The sequence below is a fragment of the Butyrivibrio sp. XPD2002 genome (assembly GCF_000423945.1).
GTDB lineage: Bacteria > Bacillota > Clostridia > Lachnospirales > Lachnospiraceae > Butyrivibrio.
Window position 1 is genome coordinate 224,786 of the sequence record NZ_AUIY01000004.1, and the last position, 23,352, is coordinate 248,137.

Genomic DNA, 23,352 nt, shown 5'->3' on the forward strand with positions numbered 1-23,352 from the left:
TTTTTTGTTGCATAGGGGATTGATATGAAAGAAGTTGTTTTTCAAAGAATAAATGAAATAACAAGTTGGGCTGTTGAAAATGGTAATCAAATCAGCAGACGTATGTTTTATGACATAATAAGGGATAGGAATACTGATATTTCCGAGGCAGAAACGGAAGAAGCTATATATGAAATTGAACAAAAGGGTATTCTTATTACAGAAACGGATGATGAGGATTATTACGGATATGGAAAGTCTGATAATCCGTCTTTTCCGGCTGATGTAAATATAATTATGCGTAATTTGTCACTGGAGCTGATTATTTCCCGATTAAAATACGACGAGATAAATCTTAATCCGGATTTTCAGCGCAGGGCAAATTTGTGGAGTGTAGAACAAAAGAGTAGACTGATAGAATCGCTGATGCTTAAGATCCCGATACCATCTTTTTACTTTGATGCTTCTAATGATGCTAAGTGGATAGTCATTGATGGATTACAAAGGCTGTCTGCTTTAAAAGGGTTTATTGTAGACAAGAATTATAAATTGACAGGACTTGAGTATTTGTCAGAGCTGGAGGGAGCATCATTTGATACATTGCCCAGAATATATTCTCGTAGAATAATGGAGACACAGCTCGCGCTGTATACAATTGAAAAAGGAACTCCCAGGAAAATAGTTTTCAATATATTTAAAAGGCTAAATACCGGGGGGCTTGTTTTGACATCTCAGGAAATCAGGCATGCTCTTAATCAGGGTGAGGTTATCTCGCTGCTTAAGAATATGGCATCGTGTGACGAATTTAAGAAGGCTACCGAGTATTCAATCAAAACCGACAGGATGCTTGATTGCGAATATGCTACAAGATTTTTAGCATTTACTCAAATGGATATTTCCGAATATAAGAGTAATATAGATGATTTTCTTGACTCTGCTATGGCGCTTGGTAATCAGATGAGTCAGGGTGAAAGAGATGATGTAATGAAAGCTTATAAGAGGTCTTTAGATTATTGTAGGAAGGTATTTGGCGAGTATACATTCAGAAGAGTGAATGAGAATTATAGGAGAGGTCCAATAAATAAGGCATTGTTTGAAACCTTTACAATGGCATTTGCCAAGAGAAGTGATTTAGAATTGGATAAATTAGTTAGCAATAAGATGGATGTAAGAAATAAATATTTTGCTTTTTTGGATGATGTTGTGGATTATTTAAGAGCGGGAGATAAATATACTGTAAGTCGAAGAATAGTGATGGTTGATGACTTTATCAGGGAGTTAATAGATGCTTACTAATATAAGTTTTAAAAATTTCAAATGCTATAAGAATAGTGATATAAATCTGTCTAATTTAACAGTATTAACTGGATTAAATGGTATGGGAAAATCAACGGTAATCCAGGGAATATTAGGATTACGTCAGTCATATATCGCGAGTAAGATGAGGGAAGGTTTATTACTTGACGGAAAATATATTGAGTTGGGTAATGGCAAGGATGTGCTATATGAAAAAGCTGATGAGTTAAGACCAACTATTGGTATTTCATTAACATCTGATGTTGGAAAGTATGATTACAGTTTTGAATATGAAGCTGATTCAAAAATCCTCAATAATGTAAATTCCGAGCAGGCTGAAAATATTTGCGATATTCTATCCTCTGAGCAATTCATATATCTTGCAGCTAACCGCATTATTCCACAAATTAGATATGGACTTGGAAACAATAAGGATGTGGATAAAAGGGACTTTGATAAGAGTGGAGAGTATACTCTTCAATATGTTGATGCTCATGGTTCAGATCAGATAGATCAATCGGTTGATACTAATCTTAATATGGAAATTAACAAATGGATGCAGGAGATTACACCTGGAGTGCAACCGGTTATAACTGTTAATCAGGATATGATTTATTCTGATCTTAGATTTGCTTTTCGAGAAGGAAATTTGAAGACTAGTGCATATAGGGCAATTAATGTAGGTTTTGGATTAACCTATGTTCTGCCTGTAATAGTAACTCTTCTTACCTCAAAACCTGGTGATTATATACTTATAGAAAACCCCGAGGCTCACATTCATCCCAGAGGACAGAGGAAATTGGGAGAATTATTGGCTATTGCTGCAGCGAAAGGTGCTCAGATTATCCTGGAAACCCACAGTGACCATATTATGAATGGTATTAGGATAGCTGTAAGAAATGAAATGCTTAGTAAAGATAGTGTCTGCTTTGCATATTTTTATAAGGATGTGGAGACGTTTGAGCATCTTTGCATATATCCAAAGCTGGCAAGTAGCGGAAAATTTGACTATTGGCCGGATGGTTTCTTTGATGAATGGGATCAGTCACTTATGGAGTTGTTTTAAAATATGAGTCTTGTAATTAATGAACTATCTCTTGTGGGATTTGCAGATAAATATGCATTCTTTATTGCCATTGATATGCTTGATTCTATAATAAATGAACTAAATAATAAGTTTGGAATTAGAATTCAGGATATATTTGGTAAGGATATCAACCCTTTGATGTTGGTAACTGAAGAATTGAATTATTCGCAGCTATTAAAAGAGATTCCTGATAGAGAGTGTCGATCAAGGATGTTTTCTCTTCTTGTTAATACGCGAGAATATTGCGATGCTAAGAATGCTCTTTTTGTAGAAGGAGTAGAAGCTAAAGGTGCTTCTTATGCGTATTTTGATAATGGAGTGATGGTCAGTCTTAGTAGCAGGGAACTGTTTAATAGAGAGCTGGTTGATTGCTATGACAGTGATAATAATATATGCTCTGTCAGAAATATTGCAGAAAATGCACATATTTATGAACATGCAAACTATATCATAGTTAGAGTTTATCAGCCAAATGAAAAACATAGAGAAAAAGAGTACATAAGAAGCTTTGGTGAAGAAGTATCTGAAATGGATCTTGATGATGAAACTGCACAGCAAGTGCTAAACAAAGCGATAGTATTGAATGATAGATTGTACGGAGTATATAACGGAGAAATATATGAATTCAGGAAAACTCTGAATTATATATACCACGGGTACAAACTTAAGGATGAAATATTAGACAAGCATTTAAAGAAAAGAATTCTTGAATGTGTGAATTTGACTGATAATATATAATAATCGTGAGGTAAGTGTGAAAGGAGTAACTTTTAATGGATTACAGAGACAATATGGAGATTGATTTAATAGATCTTGCATTATATCTCCTTCGTAAGTGGAAGGTATTGGTAGTATGCATGATTATCGGTGCTGTTCTTGGTGGCGGTTTTGGCTACATGAGGAGCGGTGTCACTGTCAGCAAGGAAACCGGAGAGCCTGTGACTAATTCCGTATCTGAGGTGGAGGCTCTTAAGGCTAAGCTGACGGATCAAAGCGCAGAGATGGTTGAGCTGTCAGCGAGCCAATATCTTGAGGGAATGGAGAATTACCGTGATGCTGTAGAGCATGGCAAAGAGTCAATTGCTCTAAACGTTAATGCCTATGAGGCAGTTAAGCTTACCAATCGATATGCGATTGATGACAAATCTGCAAATACAGATATTGCATTTGTGATAAATGAAGCTGATACAGCTTCAACGTCTGTTAATGATGCTGCACTTCAGAGTTATGTCTTAGGAGATGTCAGTAACATCATCAGCGCCTACAAGGGTGAACTTCTGACTACTGAGACTATCCAGGAGATTAAGGATATCTTGGATGAAGATATTTCAGATGCCTCTGTTCGAGAGATGATCAGTGTAACTCGTGAAGGCAATGCTATTTTGGCTGTAAGCGTGTATGGCGAGAGTGAGGATCAGGTCCGCGCAATTATGGATGTTCTGGATAAGAGCGTGGATAAGGCAACTCAGTCTATATCTGCTATCTATGATTATGAGATAAAGTCTGCCAGCTCCAATGTTTCAGTAGGAGCAGACGACTATCTGTTAGGACTTCAGAATAATAATGCATCCAGAATCAGCACTATCAGAAGCGGCATCGCAACGCTTTCTTCTGCAATGACTGCAGATGAGAAGGCATATTTTACAGCGCTTATTGATGAAAATAGTGCAGGTCTTGATGAGGATTCTGAGGGAGCTGAGGATTCCGATCCTGTAGAGACTGTAGTTGTAAGAACAATCAGTAAAAAGTATGTAGCGCTTGGCCTTATTGGAGGACTTTTCCTTGCAGCATTCTTATATGCTGTTCTGTATGTATTGTCAGGAAAACTCCACACCTCAGATGATCTCAGAAGTGCCTTTGGACTTTCTGTAATTGGTGAGGTTAAGGGCGATGCTTCCGAGTTTGGCCTTATGTCTCAGGGAGCAGCAATTGGCGCTTCCAAGCTCTCAAGCGATAGTGTTTATATCATGGGTGCCTCTGATGATGATATATCTGTGAAGGTTAGAAATACTATGCGCAAGGAGATGACAGAGGATCATCATGTAAAGAGCGTTAAAGCAGGAAGCTCTGCTGTTAATGATGCGGTTTCCATGCAGGAGCTATCTGATTCAGATGCAGTAGTTCTTGTGGAGATGGTTGGAAAATCACGTTTTGAGGATATTGCGAGGGAAGTTGAGCTGTGCAAGAAGTTCGGAGTTAAGATTCTTGGTGCAGTAGTTGTCAGATAAGATATGTCGAATAAAAATTCAAGAATAAAAAATGCAACATATAATTCTGCTTCAGGAATGGCGTACCAACTCTTAAATTCAGTTCTGGCACTTGTTTACAGAACTGCGGTTATTAAGGTACTGGGAGTTGAGTACCTTGGTATAAATGGCCTTTTCTCTAACGTCCTTATGCTGCTTTCTCTGACTGAGCTTGGAATAAATGTGGCCATCACCTTTAGGATGTATGAACCTGCACAGAACGAGGACTATGTCAGGTTATCAGCACTGATAAGCTTTTTTGAGAGAATATATAAAGTTATAGCGCTGATAGTGTTGGTTATGGGCCTTTGCCTAATGCCATTTTTGAAGTTACTTATTAAGGACTTAAATGAAGTATCAAGCGATGTGAATATTTATCTGGTGTATATCATAATGCTCGTACAGAGCTCCACCAGTTATTTGTTTACATGCAGACAGACACTTCTTCAGGCGTGGCAGCAGGATTATATCAATAATGTTTTCAGAATAATCTATTCAATCCTTCTGTATACGGTTCAGATCGGATGCATGATTATTTACAGAGACTATACTCTTGTTCTTATTGTGGCTACTCTTTTCGGAGTAATCATGAACTGGGTATATTACGTTCTGATCGAATACCAGTACAAGGAGGTCTTTGCTGAACAGACGGATTTGGCTAAGGAAGAGAAGAATGAGATTTTCCATGAGACTAAGGCACTTCTATTCCATAAAGTAGGAGGAGCAGTTCTCCAAAGTACGGATAGTCTTGTTATTTCCAAGTTCCTGGGACTTGGTGTTGTTGGTATTTACTCCAACTATACAGTAATAACACAGACGATTGCGGCTTTGGTTGCAAAGTTCTTCAATGGCACGGTTGCTGGCGTTGGTAATGTTAATGTTACAGAGTCATCCGATAAACTGCATAACATCTATATGGACCTTAGCTTGATGGTTATGTGGGCAGCTTCATATTGCAGTGTTTGTCTGTTTGTATGCTTCAATCCATTTATCACTATTTGGGTTGGGAAGAAGCTGTGCCTTAGCGTATTGGATGTTTTCACCATAGCTTTTTCGTTTTATGTGGTTAATTCCCGGTTTATCAATACTATTTATGTAAATGCCTGCGGATTATATTACCTTGATCAGTTCAGACCTTTGCTGGAGGCTGGTATAAATATAGTTTTATCAGTTATTCTTGCCCGGTATTATGGCGTAGCAGGTGTGTGCATAGGAACTATTGTCAGTGAGGGTGTGACTGCATGGTGGAGAGAGCCATATTTGCTTTATAAGAAGTTGTTTGACAGGTCTGCGGCTAAGTACTGGAGACTTACAGCTTTCATGATGGCTTCTACCGTGGTTTTGCAGCTTGGAATACATTATGTGTGTTCATATTTAGCTGAGAACTGGATTGGTCTTATTTTGAGGGTGGTTTGTTGCACGATTTTGGTTAATCTGTTCTACTATCTGTTCTTTAGAAAGACAGATAGCTACAAGTATATTAAGAGCAGAGTACGATCAATTTTGAAGTAATTTTATATATTAAGGAAAGTGGGCAGAAGCATTTTTATAATGCCTCTGCCATAATTTTTAGCTTATGAAGATTTGTTTTGTAATCCAGAGATATGGGAAGGAAGTAAATGGTGGCGCAGATCAGCTCTGCTTGCAATTGGCAGAGCGACTTTTGCGTGCTCACAAAGGAGAAGATTATTCGGTTGATGTCCTTACGACCAAGGCTATTGACTATATAACCTGGAAGAATGAGTACGAGAATGACTTCGAGGTGATAAATGGTGTTAATGTCCACAGATTCGGTGTCCAATATGAGCGACACACCTGGCTCTTTAATAAGATAAATAAATTGTATTTAATGGGGATATTACCTTCATTCATGCATGATTTATGGTTGAAGCTTCAGGGACCCTATGTTCCGTCACTTGTGAAGTACATTCGTGATAAGAAGGATGAGTATGATGTGTTTGTGTTTATCACATATCTGTATTATCCGATTGTAAAGGGAATAGCTGAGGTTAAGGAGAAGTCTATATTACTTCCTCTGGCTCATGATGAGCCGTATCTTAATTTGAGTTGTATCAAGCCGATTTTTTCTCAGGCCAGAGGACTTTTTTATGAGACTCCTGAAGAGAAGGAACTTGTATGCAGCAGGTTTACAGGACTGTCTGAAGATTATGCCTTTGGAGGAGCTGGAGTTGATCTTCCATCAAATGTCGATGGCGCAAGGTTTAAAGAGAAGTATGGTGTTTCTGACTATATTATTTATGCAGGAAGAATTGACACTGGTAAGAACTGTGAGGAACTTTTTGAGTTCTTTATTCGCTATAAGGAATCTCATCCCGGAGATTTGAAGCTTGTGCTTCTTGGGAAGAATATTATTGAGATTCCGGATAGAGTTGATATTGTGTATCCAGGATTTGTCAGTGAGGAGGATAAGTTTGATGCTTATGCTGGAGCCAAGGCATTGGTTCTTCCTTCCAAGTTCGAGAGCTTATCAATTGTAGTCCTTGAATCCTTAAGCTTAGGACGCCCTGTACTTGTTAATGATGCCTGCGAGGTGCTAAGGGGGCATATTAAGAGGTCAGAGGCTGGATTTACTTATAAAGATTATGATGAGTTTGAGAGGAACTTGCATACCCTTGTATCTGATGATGATCTGAATGAGAGCATGGGATTAAAGGGTAAGGAGTATGTAGATAAGTACTATACCTGGGACACTATTATTGGAAATTTAAGTGGGCTGATTGAGGTTGTGCGGAGGAAATGAAGTAATGACCGAAAAAGACAAGGGGAGAAATATAATTGAGCCCTATTTGCAGATTTTTTTAGTTGCACACATGGTTGTGATCGAACTGCTGAATTTATTAAAGTCGTATGAGTTTTTGGATTTTGATTCTGCGATGGCGATACGCCATGCAGTCAATATGTGGAGAGGCGGGACAATCTTTTTGAGGGGATATGTTTATACAACTTCCATGGAAATAGATTGTCCGGGCTTTTTCGCAGCTCCAATTTATATAATTTCTAATAATCTGGGACTATCTATGATGATTTCCCATATTGTATTTGATGGCATGCTTGTAGCAGGGATATATCTTCTCTTGAGGAATCTTGGAGTAGAAAAGAAGTGGAGATATGTGGCTATTCTTATTGTTATGGCTCTTTGGGATTATGGACAGTTGGCCTGGGATAATATGATTTTCTTATCAGATGGCCAATATGAGTTTCGGATTTTGGCTGTGATATTCGTGCTTACTAATCTGACATATGCAGATGATACAGAGACTTTTAGGTGGGAGAAATATGTGGTGGTATTACTTAGCTGCTTTTTTCCATTCATAGTAACTTTGTCTATGGGGATGTATCTGTTACTGGTATTTGGAGCGCCGTTAGTACTTGCGGTTATTCTTAAGTCTGCGATGGAAGATAAATGCTATTTTAGAGATATTAAGTGGTGTGTTATCTATGTAGCAGAGATGGTTATTGCTATTATAATCAGGGCAATTGCCCATATTAATGCATTTAGAGATACTATGAATATGGTTGTTGAAGGCGAAATGTCTTCAAATTTTCATGCTGTATTAACTGCAATCTTTGCAGCTTTCGGAGCAACAACAGGTGATGCTGTTATTGTTACTTCTATTAGCGGATTCCTGAAACTGATTAGATTTGTTTTTGTTTTAATAGTTATCGGTATTTTTGTATATAGTATGGTGACCCATGGCAAGGATAATAGAACGGAGTTATATTACCTGGTTACCATCCTTATGGTAGCTATAAACTTTATAGTGTTTACTTTTGCAAATACTCAGTATACGGAAGCTCATTTTGAGAGCAGATACCATATTATATGGCTGATTCCTGTAATTCTGTGGGATATTAGTTATATAAGTAAGCAGGGTGGCTCGTTGAATACTAAACAACGAGTTATTCTCTGGTCATGTTTGATTTGTGGACTTTTGATTGTGAATGTATTTTCCGCTAGAGGACTTTTTGCCATGAAAACAAAGATAAATAAAGTTCGAAGCAGAATTTCTACAATAGCAGCTGAGAATGGAATAGATAGTGTTGTGTACTGGGATGATTCAAATTCAACACAATTATCAGCTTTTGACATAAATTTAAATGTTATCATGGTAAGTAAGATTAACGAATCGGATATTCAGAGAGCTGGTTGGGGAACATTGAAGGATGTAGAAATAAAGAACAAAAATCTATTTGTGGTTGCGTCTGACAGAGTAGAAGAGGTTCCGGAGGATGTACTTGAAAGTTACAAATTGCTGGATGATTACAAAGGCGCCAGTATTTATATGACAGAAGATTATGAATGGAAATAATACATTTTTACATGGTTGGAAGAGCTTGTATGGAAAAGAGTATAAAGAATGTAAGGAATAATTGGTTCTATTTTCTAAGTGTAATAGCTTGGACTATTTTTTATTGCTACTACCATACGAAGATATGGGTGTCTTCTGACCATGTCACTATGATCCCATTTGCAAAAGATTTTCTTAGTGGCAACTTGTTGCTAAAAGGTTGGGTGGCAGGATCTAATAACTTTTTCTTCACTGAGACATTGTTTTATTTACCGGGACTGGCATTGGGAGTAAGCGGATATACTCTTGAAGCGGTGCTTAGTTCTTTGACTATGGCGTTGATTGTTGTAGAGGCCTCTGCATTTTTTCTTAGACAAAAGGGATTCCTTTATGTGCTTGTTTACTATGCAATAGTTGGAATGGTGCCTGTTGGTATGTCGCACATTCTTATCAACTCAAATTCACACAACGGATTATACGCTGTATTATTGCTGGAGTTTTGGATCCTGCTCAAGTATATAGAGTCTGAATCCAATAGATATGGTCTTGTGATAGCATATATGGTCATTGGGGTGCTCGCCTTGTATTCGGACAGTGTGGCACTTATGGGATTGATAGCGCCGGTGCTGTGTCTTTGTGCTTATATGATTTTGCTTAAGAGGAAGAATACTCCTGAGCTTATTCGTTGGATGATTATGTTTTGGGCGACTGCGTTTATTTTTGTGCTTGCGAAGCTATTTTCTCGTGTGATTCGAATGTTAGGAGGCATAGTAACATTAGGCTATCCTACTAAGCTTGTTGGATTAGCTGAGGCTAAGGTTCGTGCGATTGAATGGTTTGGACAGGTTGAGATTGTCTGGGGATATACGCCTTGGGGCGCTGGTTTTTTTGGGCATTGTTATCATGTGGCAATAGTGGGAATTATGGTTCTGTTTGGGATTTCTATTGCGTACTTTTTTATAAAGGCGGTTTTATTCAGGATAGATTATAAGGCCTTACTTGCCTGGCTGATCGTAGTTATTAATCTTGGGGGATGCGTTTTTACTAATGCAGATATCCATCCCAGGTATTGTGTTTTATCCTTTATATTTGGGGTTATTCTTGTTCTTTATTTTGTTTTTGATGTTACAGCTATATGTGAAGGGAAGAAATCTCAATCTTCTAATAATAAAATATCTGTTATTAGGGTTGTAGCGATTGTATTATCGCTGTTTTTTACAATAAGTGTTTCATGGTATAGAGGAGAAGCTATCATTAAGATGCAGCCTTATACGTATTTAACTGAGACACAGAACGCTGCGGATTTTATTCTTGAAAACAATCTTGGTACGGGATATGGTCAGTTTTGGTGCGGACCTATCATAGCAGCTATGACAGACTATAAGTATAATATTCTTCCGATATATACCAGTGAGGATGGCTTTAAAGAGTATTCGAATCTTGTTAATACCAGGTGGTATGATGAAACGGAGATACATTATACAGTTACGTTTCAGAATGATGATGAAAATGATGATGTGGGTGTAAAAAATGAGGAGATAATAGGATTCTTGGGAGAGCCTGATTGGATAAAGGATATTTATAATTATCGTATAATGTATTGGGATAAAGATATCTCACAATGGATGGTAAAATGAATTACAAATAATAGATATAAACTTATACGTAATAATGATATAATAGTCTTGTTAACATAACTGGCATTTTTTCACAGGAAGGAGCATTTCTATGAAGTATGTATGCGGTACATGTGGTTACGTTTATGACGAGGCAGCAGGCGATCCGGATAATGGAGTAGCACCCGGAACAAAGTGGGATGATCTCCCGGCAGATTGGGTTTGTCCCCTTTGCGGAGTTGGTAAGGAAGAATTTAAAGCTGAATAAGATTTAAAGTAAGGTATGTGGCAGTTGCTTCATACCTTATTTATTCATTCAAAGGAATTTAACGAGCAGATGAAAACTTATAAGGAGGAACCATCATGGGCGAAATGAACACAAAGGCAATGTTTAAGTTATCCTACGGACTTTATGTATGCACAGCTAAGAAGGGCGATAAGCTCAATGGTTGCATTATCAATACTGCGATCCAGGTAGCATCAGAGCCTAACCGCATTTCTATTGCTGTTAACAAGGCTAATTATACTCACGACATGATCAAGGAGACCGGAGAGTGTAACATCTCCGTTATCAGCAACGATGCGACCTTTGATCTTTTCAAGCATTTTGGTTTCCAGTCAGGTAGGGATGTTAATAAGTTCGAGGAGACCGGCGCTGGCAAAATCGCAGAGGATAAGATATCCTATAAGCTGGCAGAGAATGGTATCCCTTATGTAGAGACAGGTATCAATGCATACTTTTCACTTAAGGTAGAGCAGACTGTGGATCTCGGATCACACACTCTTTTCATCTGTGAACCTGTTATGATGGAAGTGCTCTCAGATACTTCATCCTGTACTTATGAGTATTATCAGAATAACATTAAGCCGAAGCCCCAGGCTGTTGGCACTACACCTAAGGGTGAGACCGTATGGCGCTGTCTGATCTGTGGCTACGAGTGGGTTGGCGAGGAGCTTCCGGATGATTTCATCTGTCCTATTTGCAAACACCCTAAGGCTGACTTTGAGAAAATTGTGAGGTAACTGGTTGTGACAAGCGCCTCTAAGAAAAATTTAATGGCTATAGGTGCTCTGATCTTTATGGCTTTTTGGATAATTATAGGACTAATCATGAGCTATAAAGAGGTGATGCCTGTTAAGGAGAATCTGTCGGGCGTTCAGATTGATGATAGTTCACTGTATACCTGGGATTTATCAGAAACTGACATAGGAAGCTTTATTAAGATAGAAGGATGGTTCGTGAAAAACGGACAGGACACAGAATTTGTAACTCTAAAAATGTCTGTTGTATATTATGATGAGTCCCGGGATATATGGTTTGTCCTCCCTACAGATGTGGCAGAGAATAAACAGGCCAGGGAAGTTATGAATGACGGATTAAAATATAAGTGGTCCGGAGTTACGGCAAAATGTCTGGAAAGTGCTCTTGGTAAGGGTGCTTCTTTTAAGAAATATATGCTGTACGAACTAAATGGTGAGAGGAAGCTTGTAGCATTAGATAATTTATAGAACTATGACTAAGTATGATTGCAAAAAGTATATACCATTTTTTATAAGCGGCTTGATAGTCGCTTCTTTCCTGTGCGTTGTTCCATTAACTCATGATGATCTTAATGCATATAATTCGTTTGCAAAATCAGCTTCTCTTATGGAGATGCTTAGCTACGTTTATACACGTCTTTTTACCTGGTCTTCAAGGTTTATTATAGAATTCTTTCTTCTGATATTTGAGAAAATGCCTAAACCTCTTTGGGCATTTTTTTCGGGACTCTTTTGGGTGGTTCTCCAATGGGGGATTTCAAAGCTTATTACAGATGAACCTGAAATAGAACTTAATATTTTTTTAGCACTGATGTCTTTGATATTTCCTTTTATAACATGGTCAAGCGCTGGATGGATTGCTACGTCATTTACTTATTTGACTCCAATTGCGGCTGGGTTAATAACACTTTTTCCTCTTCGATACGTATACATGGATGTTGATAAGAAAAAGATATCCTTTATAAAGGCAGCAGGATATACGCTCCTTATGATTTATGCATGCAATCTGGAACAGATGGCTGTTGCGATATCATTTGTTTATTTCGTTATAGTTAGCTATGAAATAATAAGTAAGAAAGTCGATGCTTTTCATGTATGGATGTTGATTCTCGCAGTACTTGGTGTGCTTGCAGCTGTTTTAAATCCCGGAAATAAAACACGAACAGTGGCAGACACCGGACATTGGTTTCCGTCCTATGGCATGCTGACACTTTTTGATAAGCTTGAAATAGGCGTTACAACTACAGCGTCGTGGTTTATGCGAGCTCAGAATATGTTTTGGGTTATTGTAGCATTTATGTTGTTTACTGCTATTTATAAAAGGCATAACAGCGCCATATACAGAGCTATTGGTGCTATGCCGCTACTATTATCTTTGATTTTTATTCTTGGAAGATCCACGGTTGGTAAGCTGATCCCATATCTTCCACGTATTACAAAGGAAATTCCAAGAAATGGTCTTGTGAATCCGACTACAGCTTTTTCTCCAAGTGGCATTTGCGCATGGATTTTGATAGGATTACTTTATGTTTCATTAGTAATATCGGTGATGCTGATCTGTGTGAATCTGGAGGAGCTATGCTTCTGGATGAGTCTTCTGTTTGCGGGCTTTGGCTCCAGATGGATGATGGGATTGTCACCAACGATATATGCTTCGGGATTTAGAACTTGCATGATTATGATTGTATTCTTAATGGCGATCGGGGGATTATTATTTTATAGAAACAGTATTGTTAATAAGAAATTGTTGTTTCTCACTATGGGCTTAGTTGCAATAGTGAATCTTGGATTATGGGGGCAGATGCTTTACAGGCAACTATCTGTTTAAAAGTATGAAAAAAGAAACCAGGGTCATGACAATAGAATTCGTTCTTGTCATGCTGATAGTAAGAATAATTTGGGTCTGGTTTGACAGACATATAAATCTATATGGGGATGAGCTTAGATATTATGGGATAGCCCGTAGTCTCTTTATGGGGACCGGGCTGTCCATAAGAAATGCTCCGATTGATTATCAGAAGATATTATATTCTATTTTTCTTGTTCCATTTTTTGCAATTTCTGATCCCGAAAAGCGTATGTTGGCAATAGGTGTGGCTAATACTATCGTTATGTATTCGGGAATTATTCCGATTTATTTGATTTCTAAAAAGGTAGGATTATCAGAAAAGAGCCTTTCTCTTATCATGATTATTTCTGCTATTTGGCCAGAGCTTATGATATCGATGTCTTATATGTCTGAGGTGATATATTATCCTCTTGCATTGTGGTTCGTTTATCTGTGGCTTATTCAAAGAGATAAACAGAGCTTGGTTTTGGCAGGATCGCTTGGCGTTCTATGCTATATCGGTTATGTCTGCAAGGAGATATTCCTGGCATTTCTAATCGCGGATGTTCTTTATCTTATTATCAGCAGAACCAGAGAAAAGAAAGAATATGCGATGACAGCTATATTATTAGCTGCATTCGCGTTGTGCCATGTACTGGCAAAAGTAACCATGTTTAGCGGCCTTGGCAATTCCTATAACCAGATGGGGATTGAGGCTATTCTTTCTGTGAGAAGTCTTTTATATCTTGGCTATTATTTTGTATATTATTATGGTGCCTTTTTTCTTGAAGTACTGGCTCTCCCTGTGCTCTATTCGGTATGCGAGTATAAGCGCATGAATGTTAGTAATAAGGCGCTGTTTAAATATGTCATGCTGTTTTCCTTTGTGGCAGTAGGTACGGTTGCTTATACCATCATGGTAAGAGAAGACATTGGTAAAATAGTTCCAAGACTTCACTTAAGGTATATGGCTCCTGCCACGATTCTTTTACTTATTCCATTTTTTAATATTCTTGATTGTAGGGAAGCGGATGAAGAGGCAAATAATAATAAGTGGAGCTTGATTGCACTTGCATGCTTCTTGATTTTTGTATTATTTATTTTCAGAGGTGCCTATAGAAGTGTTCCGATAGACCAGTACAACCTTGATTGGTATACTGAGACAAGGAATCTCATAAGGCAGATATTCCCTGGTATAAAGGAGCTTTCAATAGATATTGCAGGTATATTGATGAGCTTTTTATTCTGCATGTTTGGAATTGTTGTGCACTATATTTATCGTAAGAAGAGTAAGCTTCTTGCTAAGAAGGTGCTTGTAGGTGCGCTAATTTTTACTTCAGTTATTAGCTGCTTATATGGAATGCGCTGGAACAGAAAGTACTATAAGGCTGACAAAGTAAGGACAGAAAATGTTCTGAAGCTGGAGTCATATTTCAAAGCAGACGATGAGTGTAAGTCTGTTATATATATTACTTACGGACTGGGTATACGTTCCTTCGTTAAATACATGGATTCTTATTTTGATGAGGTTTCACTTTTATATGTTGTAGATGAGGCGGATCTTATTCCGGAAGTTATCGAGAGAGAGTATTCTATCACCGCTAAGGATAGTCATCTGCTTGAGGCTACCTACAAGGGTGAGTATGAGGCTCCTGAGGAGTTTTCCTATATAATCGTTGAAAACGATTGTGCGAGGCAGGATGTGGAGCTTCAGAATGTGGAGCGTATAGAAGAAGTGAGTACGGATGAGTATACTGTGTACAAAAACATGGATAGAAGGAACCTGACATGGATGAAAAAAGAACTAGCAGAGTAGTTTTTGCTATTGGCGCTTTGATTGGGGCAGCAGCCTTTTTGATCATATATGGATTCAAACCGCTTGATGTAACGGATGATTCCTGGATTATTTATCGTGGAGCGGATTTGTCACATCATTATATTGGATGGCTTTTCTATAGAAATACTCCGTGGAGGTTTCCTGTTGGCCTGTTGCGTGGTCTTACTTATCCTGATGAGTTTGCTATTACATATATGGATTCAATTCCACTATTTGCTATATTTTTTAAGCTTTTATCTCCGCTTTTGCCGGAAACGTTTCAGTATTTTGGCATATATGGAATGCTGGTTTTTGCGCTGCAGGGCGGACTATCCTCAGTCATCATTTTTAAACTGACTGGCCAGAAGATGGTGTCTATGATAAGCTCTGGATTTTTCTCTTTTTCTTCGATAATGATTCAGAGAATGTTTAATCATACTGCGCTGGCTTGTAATAGTCTGATTTTGACAATGATATTACTGTTTATCTCAGGACAGGATCTTAGGGATAAGAACCGGGATATCATTGCATGGACTGCTTTACTTATGGTGGCAAGTCTGGTTCATCTTTATTATATCCCGATGACTGTTATTTTTATTTTGGGATTTTATTTCCATGATCTTATTTCAAAAGAATGGTACAGAGGTGTTATTAAAGTACTGATACCTATAGCAGCTACCTTGTTGGTGATGTATGTGGTTGGGGATTTCTATGGAGGTAAGGCTCTATCTGACGAAGGGCTTGGATATTATAATTCTAATCTGACTTCATTATTTGATGATCAGGGAGGATCATATTTCTATAAGCTTTTAGGACTATCAATAGTAGGATCAGGAAGTGGTGAAACATTTGCGTATATTGGGTTCGGAGTGATTTTGATGGTTCTGATACTATTCATTTCTTCTTTTTTTGCGAGAAATATAAAAAAGGAGAAAAAGGATATAGCTCCATTATTGTTTATAATTATCGCTCATTTATTTATGTGCACAGAGCCGGAGATAAGATTTGGCAAGATTACTCTGCTTTCGATAGAATGGCCGGAGGCTATTTATAATATTCTTTCTATGTTCAGAGCAAATGGCCGTTTCATGTGGCCGGTGTTTTACCTTTTCATGATTGGAGTTATTGTTAAAACTTCCAACAGATTTAAAAAATGGACTGTGTATGTTATAGGTGGCTTACTTATAGTACAACTAATAGATTTATATCCACAGATTAAAAATGTAAGAGCAATGAATGCTCAGTCGTATACGGGGCAAAGTACTTTGTTACAAGCTGAGTTTTGGGAGAGAGTAGATAAGGATGAAATCTATCTTTTTTATACTCCTCACAAACATAACGAGCTGATAGTTAACACTATGTGTCTGGGGGAATATGCGGCAGAGCATAATATGGTGATGAATGATTTCTATGTTGCCAGGAAGGATGACACCAGAATAAAAAAAGCCCGGAAAGAGGAGGAAGAGAAGATTCTTAAGGGCAAAGCAAACGAGAGATATTTATATGTTTTTAGTGAACTTCCTGAAGATATAGTTGAAGGCGATACCAACCTTCATATTTATGAAGTTGATGGTATGATAGTTGGAGTTACTGAAGAATATAGTGATCTAAATGAGATAAAGTAATAGTAAAAAATAGGGTCTAATGATTGTGAAAAGTAAGAAAACCATAAATATATTGTGCAATTGGATATGTATTGCCGCATCACTTTTGAGAATCTGGGTTTCGCAGCTTCAAAATATCTCTGTTGCTGTAAAGGGCGGAGGTGTTGATGGATGGCTTCAGGTAAAGCAGACCGCAAGTATTGCTGGTGGTAATTGGCTTGGAACCTTTGACTCTACTACCTTGGTTAAGGAAGTGGGCTTTCCTATTTTCGGGGCAATGATTCATGCTTTGCAGATATCCTACGGTGTTGGAGTTGGATTATTGTTGGTAATATGTGCTTGTCTTATGGCTACTTCGCTTAGACCTTATATCAAAGATGCTATTCTGCAAATGTTGTTTTATTTATCGCTTTTATATTGTCCTGTTGGGTTTAGGACGGTTTACATCTATAGATCCGCTCTTTTGATCATGGTTCCCATAGGGCTGATGGCCAGCGCTTTTGCGTTATTTGCTAGAAGAAATGATAATCTGAAAACATATACGTACATAGGTTGGGGATTGATTGGGTTTATCTTTGGCGGCCTTTTTTGGATCCTTAAGGAGGACTCTGTCTGGATTATTCCTTTTTTGTTTGTTGAAACAATTGTGTGTATCATTGGAGTTTTTTCTAATCTGAAAAAGGGGAAAACTTCAAAGAAGGTTTTTGCAGCGATTGTAGTAGCGCAGCTATTGCCATTTTGTGGGATGCTTTTTGCTAATCATGTAGTAACAGGAATGAACGAAAAATATTATAATGTCAGCTTGAGCAATGAGAGAACAAAGGGAGAGTTTCCGCGGCTGTGCGGATTATTATATAGAATCGATGTTGATGATGCTGATATCGATCCTGATGTATGGATTGCAAGGAGTGCCCTGGAACAGGCAGTTTCTGTAAGTGACAAAATGGCGTCGCTTGATACTCTTTTTGATAAGTGTGAAAGTGCCGGTAGTGATGCGCCTCATAATGGATGGCCCAAAGGTGATATTTCTACCTGGGCAATACGAAGTGCGGCTGATGAAGCTGGGTATTATGAATCAGCAAATAAGGTGCAGCAATTTTATAAAGAAGCGGCTGATGAGATTCAGAAAGCTTTTGATGACGGAAGATTAAAAGAGAAAAAGGGAATTACTCTTTCAAAATATGTAAAGCCCTTTACACTAGATGAAATCGGATTAGCAATAAGTAATTCCATAAAGACACAGGCTCTTTTTGCTCTGCATGAGAACGAAAGGGTGGAAACTGATATTTCTTATATAGACACTACTCCTGCAAATATGTGGTTTTTGGAAAAGGCCTTTGGAGTAAGAGTTCCTCTTTCTGATGAGCAGATTAAGAGCATGAAGTTTAAGCGCGATTGGCAATATGAGGAGAATAACACTCTTATAAAAGAGAAGAAGTGTTATATTCTTGCAGCTGTTGGCGTCTACTACATTTACCGATATGGCTCGTATGTGGTGCTTCCGCTAAGTATCTTGGGCTTTGTTTATCTGATATACGAATCAATCAGGAGAAGAGAAAAGGCATGGGAAGCCCTGATTATTTCTGCCGCTTTGCTTTTAACTTCATTTAGTGTTATTTTTGTTACCGGGTTATTTTCAATTTGGATGACGAAAGATGCGGCATCATCACCATATGTAGCGTATGCACCTTCTGCATATATGATTTTGGAGGTGTTTAAGATGTTTTCTGTTATTGCTCTTATCGGTGGGATTAGAAAGCTGCGAAACTCAAAGAATAAAGACTGATTAGATAGGAATTAAGATGTTTAGAGAAATAGTAAAAATGTTACTCCCTTACATAGTTCGCGAGAGACTTCGCGGAGTTCTGTTTAAGGTGAAGCACTCACAGATAAAAAGAACGGAGACTGATTTTAAGAAATATCCGAATGGAATAAATCTCATCGGTCATGCCAGAGGTGACTACGGACTTGGGGAAAGCTGCCGCCTGGTAGCTGAGGCTATTAAGACTTCCGGAATTCCTTTTACAATTAAGAACATATTCCAGAATAAAAAGGCTCTCGAGACCAACGAAGCCTACAAGGAATATGAATCAGAGGAGCTTAAATACAATGTGAATCTGATTCACTTAAATCCTAACGAGCTTCCGGTTTCTATAAGATCCATGACCAGCGATGTTTTCAATAACAGATATCAGATCGGCTACTGGCTCTGGGAACTTCCGGAGTTTCCGAAGGAGTGGAGCTATGCTTTCGATTTGTTCGATGAGATCTGGACTCCGGCAGAGTTTGTTTCTGATGCGGTAAGAACCGCGACCTCGAAGCCTGTTTACACAGTGCCATATGCCATGAATACACCTGTGACAGATGACAGATTTGATCGCAAATACTTTGGAATTCCTGAGGATAAGTTTTTATATATCTTATCTTATGATGGGTTCAGTAATTCCGACCGTAAAAATCCTGAGGCAGCTATCGCAGCTTATCGCGAGGCATTCCCCACTGAGCTCCCGGATGTCGGTCTTATCATCAAGGCAACTCACGCAGGGGAGTCAGAGATGGCACACCTCAGAGAGCTTATGCATGGCTATGAGAATATCTATATCCTTACGGACAGCTACAGCAAAGAGGAGTTTAACAGTCTGATTAAATGCGCAGACGCTCACATCTCCCTTCACCGCTCAGAAGGCTTCGGTCTTGTTATGGCGGAGGCTATGTTCCTTGGAACTCCTACAGTTTCTACGAACTGGTCTGCTAACTCAGAGTTCATGTCTGAGGATGCCTGCTGCATGGTTCCTGTGAAGATTATCGAGATTGAGAAGGAGACACCTCCGTATCACAAGGGTAATCACTGGGCTGATCCGGACGTGCATGTGGCAGCAGGTTTTATCAGAAGGCTTCATGACGACAAGGCTTTCTATGACTACAAAAAAGAGGCTGCTGCGAAGTATATCAGGGAGCGCATGTCACCTGAGAGGGCAGCAGGAATACTCAGGGAAAGATTCGAAAACTTGTGTATTTTTGAAAAATGAATATAATATGTTGGTAAACTAAACAAATAAACGCAGTTTTACTTAAGAGGAAAAAATATGTGCGGAATAGTTGGATATGTAGGTAAGAAACAGGCAGCGCCCATTCTTCTGGATGGACTTTCTAAGCTTGAATATCGTGGATATGATTCAGCAGGACTTGCTGTAAGAGGGGCAGATAGTAAGGTCAAGGTCGTTAAGGCTAAGGGCAGACTTAAGGTTCTCTCGGAGAAAACTAATGATGGAGCATCCCTTCAGGGAACAATCGGTATCGGTCACACAAGATGGGCTACACATGGTGAGCCTTCTGAGACCAATGCACATCCCCATGTTTCATCTAATCATTTTGAGCATGGTGCAACAGTTGAGGAAGCTAACGTAGTTGGTGTTCACAACGGTATCATCGAGAACTATCAGGAGCTTAAGGAGAAGCTCATGCGTCACGATTATGAGTTCTACTCACAGACTGACACTGAGGTTGCAGTTAAGCTCGTTGACTATTATTACAATAAATACAAGATCGGACCTATCGATGCTATAGCTAAGACTATGGTTCGTGTTCGTGGTTCCTACGCCCTTGCACTTATGTTCAAGGATTATCCGGATGAAGTCTGGGTAGCACGTAAGGATTCACCTATGGTTATCGGTATTGCAGACGGCGCAACCTACGTTGCTTCTGACGTTCCTGCAATCCTTAAATACACAAGAAACGTTTACTACATCGGCAACCAGGAGATGGCTCGTCTTGGTAAGGGCGAAGCTCACTTCTACAACCTCGATGGTGACGAGATCCAGAAGGAAAAGGTTGAGATCAAGTGGGACGCAGAGGCTGCTGAGAAGGGCGGCTTCGAGCACTTTATGATGAAGGAGATTCACGAGCAGCCCAAGGCAGTTGAGGATACGCTTAACTCAGTTATTAAGGGTAAAAAGATCGACCTTACAGAGTGCGGAATCAGCGATGAGAAGATCAAGTCCTTAAGACAGATCTTTGTAGTTGCCTGTGGTTCTGCATGGCATGTAGGCATGGCAGCTCAGTACGTGTTTGAGGATCTTGCACGTATTCCTGTCCGCGTCGAGCTTGCATCCGAGTTCAGATACAGGAAGCCACTTCTTGATAAAAATGACCTGGTAATCGTTATCTCCCAGTCTGGTGAGACAGCGGATACTTTAGCTGCTCTTCGTGAGGCTAAGAGTCAGGGCGTAGCAACCCTTGGTATTGTTAACGTTGTCGGCTCTTCAATCGCAAGAGAAGCTGACCATGTTCTCTACACTCTCGCAGGTCCCGAGATATCTGTTGCCACAACTAAGGCTTACAGTGCTCAGCTTGTTGCTACCTATGCTCTTGCTGTTCACTTCGGATTTGTAAGAGAGACTATTGATAGTAAAAAGTATGCAAACTACATCGCAGAGATGAAGACCATCCCCGAGAAGATTACAAAGGTTCTCGATGATAAGGAGAGACTCCAGTGGTTTGCTGCTAAATACGCTAACGCTAAGGATGTATTCTTCGTTGGACGTGGTATCGACTACGCAGTTTCCCTCGAGGGAAGCCTTAAGATGAAGGAGATTTCCTACATCCACTCAGAGGCCTACGCTGCAGGTGAGCTTAAGCACGGAACAATCAGCCTTATCGAGGACAACATCCTTGTTATCGGTGTGCTTACTCAGAACGACCTTTACGAGAAGACCATCAGCAACATGGTTGAGTGTAAGGCAAGAGGTGCTTACCTCATGGGGCTTACAACCTACGGTCATTACGAGATTGAGGATACAGTTAACTTTGCTGCATACGTTCCTAAGATTGAGGAGCATTTCGCTGCATCTCTCGCAGTTATCCCGCTCCAGCTTCTTGGCTACTATATCAGTGTTGCCAAGGGTCTTGATGTGGATAAGCCACGTAACCTTGCTAAGAGCGTTACTGTGGAATAAGGAATTATAAATGAACATTATTTTATTATCCGGTGGATCAGGTCAGCGTCTCTGGCCTCTTTCCAACGATGTCAGATCAAAACAGTTTATAAAAATATTTAAAGGTAACGATGGCGAATATGAGTCCATGGTTCAGCGCGTCTATCGCCAGATTCTTGAGATAGACCCCGGCGCAAACGTAACAATCGCAACAAGTAAGACTCAGGTTTCAGCTATTAATAACCAGCTTGGTGAAAATGTTGGAGTTTCAATCGAGCCCTGCAGAAGGGACACTTTTCCTGCAATCGCTCTTGCAAGCGCATATCTTCACGACGTTCAGGGCGTTGGCTTGGATGAGTCAGTAGTTGTATGCCCTGTCGATCCATATGTTGAGAAGGATTACTTCCTCGCTCTTGAGAAGCTTTCAAAGCTTGCAGAGGACGGAGAAGCTAACCTCACACTTATGGGAATCAATCCCACCTATCCTTCAGAGAAGTATGGCTACATCATCCCTGAGGATAAGAACGACGTATCAAAGGTTGTATCCTTCAAGGAAAAGCCTGATGTAGAAACTGCAAAGAACTACATTTCAAAGGGTGCTCTCTGGAATGGCGGTATTTTTGCATATAAGCTCTCATACCTTCTTGATAAGGCTCACGAGCTCATTGATTTTACAGACTATCAGAATCTTTTTGATAAATATGAAACTCTTGAAAAAATTTCCTTCGACTACGCTGTAGTTGAGAAGGAGTCCAATATCAGCGTTATGCGCTTCGGCGGACTCTGGAAGGACCTCGGAACCTGGAACACTCTTACAGAGGCTATGGATGAGAATGTGATCGGAGAAGCCCTTCTTAATGAGAAGTGTGAAGATGTTCACGTTATCAACGACATGAATATCCCTGTAATTGTCATGGGAATTAAGGATGCAGTTATTGCAGCTTCTCCTGAAGGAATTCTTGTTTCCGACAAAGAGCAGAGCTCTTACATCAAGCCCTTTGTTGAGCAGATCGAGCAGCCTATTATGTTCGCTGAGAAGTCCTGGGGAAGCTACCGTGTTCTGGATGCTGAGAAGGATTCACTTACAATCAAGGTAACACTTAACCCCGGACACGCCATGAACTATCACAGCCATGAACGACGTGATGAAGTATGGAGTGTTGTTCGCGGAACCGGCAGAACCATCGTTGACGGTGTAGAGCGCAGCGTTCACATCGGTGATGTCATTTCCATGAAGGCCGGTGAAAAACACACAATAATAAATAATAGTGATCAGGAACTTCAGCTTATTGAGGTTCAGCTTGGAACAGATATTTCCGTTGATGATAAGATTAAGTACGACTTATAAGTTGTTTAGTTTTGGGAGCAACTATTTTATTTCAAAAAGTTAATATGGCTTGCAAGGAATGAATGTGAATTGCAAGTGAACGAATCTCTCCGCGGAGCGCTTTTGCTACGCGGAGTTTTTTGTTGCATAAGACCGGCAAGCGAATGGATGTTTGCATACAAATTCATTTGCCGGTTGTAAGAACATGGAGCACGAAGTGCGGAATGTTCGTGTGCGAAATCGAGTAGGAGTCAGCCTGCTCGATTTG

Annotated in this window: 18 protein-coding genes; all 18 read left to right on the forward strand. The window is 39.4% G+C overall.

Features of this window, described 5'->3' with window-relative positions:
• The first annotated feature begins 24 nt into the window (after positions 1-24).
• The 18 genes from G587_RS21275 to G587_RS0104015 all read left to right on the forward strand — a co-directional run bounded on the left by G587_RS21275 (position 25) and on the right by G587_RS0104015 (position 23,105).
• Positions 25-1,275: a DUF262 domain-containing protein gene (locus G587_RS21275; RefSeq protein ID WP_051200675.1), complete on the forward strand. Its 1,251-nt coding sequence runs from the start codon at positions 25-27 to the stop codon at positions 1,273-1,275.
• The gene (locus tag G587_RS0103935) at positions 1,265-2,341 is read left to right on the forward strand and encodes an AAA family ATPase (RefSeq protein ID WP_026491186.1); all 1,077 of its coding nucleotides are present in this window, start codon (positions 1,265-1,267) and stop codon (positions 2,339-2,341) included. Before G587_RS21275 ends, G587_RS0103935 begins: the two co-directional genes overlap by 11 nt.
• A gap of 3 nt (positions 2,342-2,344) precedes the next feature.
• Positions 2,345-3,100, forward strand: a complete 756-nt coding sequence (locus G587_RS0103940) for a hypothetical protein (protein ID WP_026491187.1) — start codon at positions 2,345-2,347, stop codon at positions 3,098-3,100.
• Between the two features lie 35 nt (positions 3,101-3,135).
• Positions 3,136-4,590, forward strand: coding sequence for a hypothetical protein (locus G587_RS0103945; RefSeq protein ID WP_026491188.1), 1,455 nt, complete (start codon positions 3,136-3,138; stop codon positions 4,588-4,590).
• A gap of 3 nt (positions 4,591-4,593) precedes the next feature.
• The gene (locus G587_RS0103950) at positions 4,594-6,120 is read left to right on the forward strand and encodes a lipopolysaccharide biosynthesis protein (RefSeq protein ID WP_026491189.1); all 1,527 of its coding nucleotides are present in this window, start codon (positions 4,594-4,596) and stop codon (positions 6,118-6,120) included.
• A gap of 64 nt (positions 6,121-6,184) precedes the next feature.
• Positions 6,185-7,369 carry a glycosyltransferase family 4 protein gene (locus tag G587_RS0103955; protein WP_026491190.1) on the forward strand — a complete coding sequence of 395 codons (1,185 nt, stop codon included), beginning with the start codon at positions 6,185-6,187 and terminating at the stop codon, positions 7,367-7,369.
• A 4-nt stretch (positions 7,370-7,373) separates the two neighbouring features.
• A complete protein-coding gene (locus G587_RS0103960) occupies positions 7,374-8,939 on the forward strand; it encodes a hypothetical protein (RefSeq protein WP_026491191.1) in 1,566 nt (521 codons plus the stop codon).
• A 239-nt stretch (positions 8,940-9,178) separates the two neighbouring features.
• Positions 9,179-10,555 (forward strand): hypothetical protein, encoded by a 1,377-nt coding sequence (locus G587_RS0103965; RefSeq protein ID WP_207637459.1) that lies wholly within the window; start codon positions 9,179-9,181, stop codon positions 10,553-10,555.
• Between the two features lie 91 nt (positions 10,556-10,646).
• Positions 10,647-10,802 carry a rubredoxin gene (rd, locus tag G587_RS0103970; protein ID WP_022761029.1) on the forward strand — a complete coding sequence of 52 codons (156 nt, stop codon included), beginning with the start codon at positions 10,647-10,649 and terminating at the stop codon, positions 10,800-10,802.
• Between the two features lie 104 nt (positions 10,803-10,906).
• Entirely contained in the window at positions 10,907-11,557 is a 651-nt protein-coding gene (locus tag G587_RS0103975; RefSeq protein ID WP_026491193.1) for a flavin reductase, read from the forward strand.
• A 57-nt stretch (positions 11,558-11,614) separates the two neighbouring features.
• Positions 11,615-12,043 (forward strand): hypothetical protein, encoded by a 429-nt coding sequence (locus tag G587_RS0103980; RefSeq protein WP_155829414.1) that lies wholly within the window; start codon positions 11,615-11,617, stop codon positions 12,041-12,043.
• 4 nt (positions 12,044-12,047) lie between these two features.
• On the forward strand, positions 12,048-13,403 hold the full coding sequence (locus G587_RS0103985; RefSeq protein ID WP_026491195.1) for a DUF6056 family protein: 1,356 nt from the start codon (positions 12,048-12,050) through the stop codon (positions 13,401-13,403).
• 4 nt (positions 13,404-13,407) lie between these two features.
• The gene (locus G587_RS0103990) at positions 13,408-15,219 is read left to right on the forward strand and encodes a hypothetical protein (protein ID WP_026491196.1); all 1,812 of its coding nucleotides are present in this window, start codon (positions 13,408-13,410) and stop codon (positions 15,217-15,219) included.
• A complete protein-coding gene (locus G587_RS0103995) occupies positions 15,192-16,844 on the forward strand; it encodes a DUF6311 domain-containing protein (RefSeq protein ID WP_026491197.1) in 1,653 nt (550 codons plus the stop codon). The genes G587_RS0103990 and G587_RS0103995 overlap by 28 nt, the downstream gene beginning before the upstream one ends.
• 25 nt (positions 16,845-16,869) lie before the next feature.
• The gene (locus G587_RS0104000; RefSeq protein WP_155829417.1) at positions 16,870-18,609 is read left to right on the forward strand and encodes a hypothetical protein; all 1,740 of its coding nucleotides are present in this window, start codon (positions 16,870-16,872) and stop codon (positions 18,607-18,609) included.
• 16 nt (positions 18,610-18,625) lie between these two features.
• A complete protein-coding gene (locus tag G587_RS0104005; protein ID WP_081679329.1) occupies positions 18,626-19,852 on the forward strand; it encodes a glycosyltransferase family 4 protein in 1,227 nt (408 codons plus the stop codon).
• Positions 19,853-19,909: 57 nt separating this feature from the next.
• The gene (glmS, locus tag G587_RS0104010) at positions 19,910-21,778 is read left to right on the forward strand and encodes a glutamine--fructose-6-phosphate transaminase (isomerizing) (RefSeq protein WP_026491200.1); all 1,869 of its coding nucleotides are present in this window, start codon (positions 19,910-19,912) and stop codon (positions 21,776-21,778) included.
• A 10-nt stretch (positions 21,779-21,788) separates the two neighbouring features.
• Positions 21,789-23,105: a sugar phosphate nucleotidyltransferase gene (locus G587_RS0104015; protein ID WP_026491201.1), complete on the forward strand. Its 1,317-nt coding sequence runs from the start codon at positions 21,789-21,791 to the stop codon at positions 23,103-23,105.
• The last annotated feature ends 247 nt before the right edge of the window (positions 23,106-23,352 follow it).

What these genes read in the sequence shown, in the direction of transcription:
- G587_RS0103975 (WP_026491193.1), top strand. Translation starts at nt 10,907, where the DNA reads ATGAACACAAAGGCAATGTTTAAGTTATCCTACGGACTTTATGTATGC.
- rd (WP_022761029.1), top strand. Translation starts at nt 10,647, where the DNA reads ATGAAGTATGTATGCGGTACATGTGGTTACGTTTATGACGAGGCAGCA.
- G587_RS0103935 (WP_026491186.1), top strand. Translation starts at nt 1,265, where the DNA reads ATGCTTACTAATATAAGTTTTAAAAATTTCAAATGCTATAAGAATAGT.
- G587_RS0103980 (WP_155829414.1), top strand. Translation starts at nt 11,615, where the DNA reads ATGGCTTTTTGGATAATTATAGGACTAATCATGAGCTATAAAGAGGTG.
- G587_RS0103940 (WP_026491187.1), top strand. Translation starts at nt 2,345, where the DNA reads ATGAGTCTTGTAATTAATGAACTATCTCTTGTGGGATTTGCAGATAAA.
- G587_RS0104005 (WP_081679329.1), top strand. Translation starts at nt 18,626, where the DNA reads ATGTTTAGAGAAATAGTAAAAATGTTACTCCCTTACATAGTTCGCGAG.
- glmS (WP_026491200.1), top strand. Translation starts at nt 19,910, where the DNA reads ATGTGCGGAATAGTTGGATATGTAGGTAAGAAACAGGCAGCGCCCATT.
- G587_RS0103950 (WP_026491189.1), top strand. Translation starts at nt 4,594, where the DNA reads ATGTCGAATAAAAATTCAAGAATAAAAAATGCAACATATAATTCTGCT.
- G587_RS0103990 (WP_026491196.1), top strand. Translation starts at nt 13,408, where the DNA reads ATGAAAAAAGAAACCAGGGTCATGACAATAGAATTCGTTCTTGTCATG.
- G587_RS0104015 (WP_026491201.1), top strand. Translation starts at nt 21,789, where the DNA reads ATGAACATTATTTTATTATCCGGTGGATCAGGTCAGCGTCTCTGGCCT.
- G587_RS0103945 (WP_026491188.1), top strand. Translation starts at nt 3,136, where the DNA reads ATGGATTACAGAGACAATATGGAGATTGATTTAATAGATCTTGCATTA.
- G587_RS21275 (WP_051200675.1), top strand. Translation starts at nt 25, where the DNA reads ATGAAAGAAGTTGTTTTTCAAAGAATAAATGAAATAACAAGTTGGGCT.
- G587_RS0103955 (WP_026491190.1), top strand. Translation starts at nt 6,185, where the DNA reads ATGAAGATTTGTTTTGTAATCCAGAGATATGGGAAGGAAGTAAATGGT.
- G587_RS0103995 (WP_026491197.1), top strand. Translation starts at nt 15,192, where the DNA reads ATGGATGAAAAAAGAACTAGCAGAGTAGTTTTTGCTATTGGCGCTTTG.
- G587_RS0103985 (WP_026491195.1), top strand. Translation starts at nt 12,048, where the DNA reads ATGACTAAGTATGATTGCAAAAAGTATATACCATTTTTTATAAGCGGC.
- G587_RS0103960 (WP_026491191.1), top strand. Translation starts at nt 7,374, where the DNA reads ATGACCGAAAAAGACAAGGGGAGAAATATAATTGAGCCCTATTTGCAG.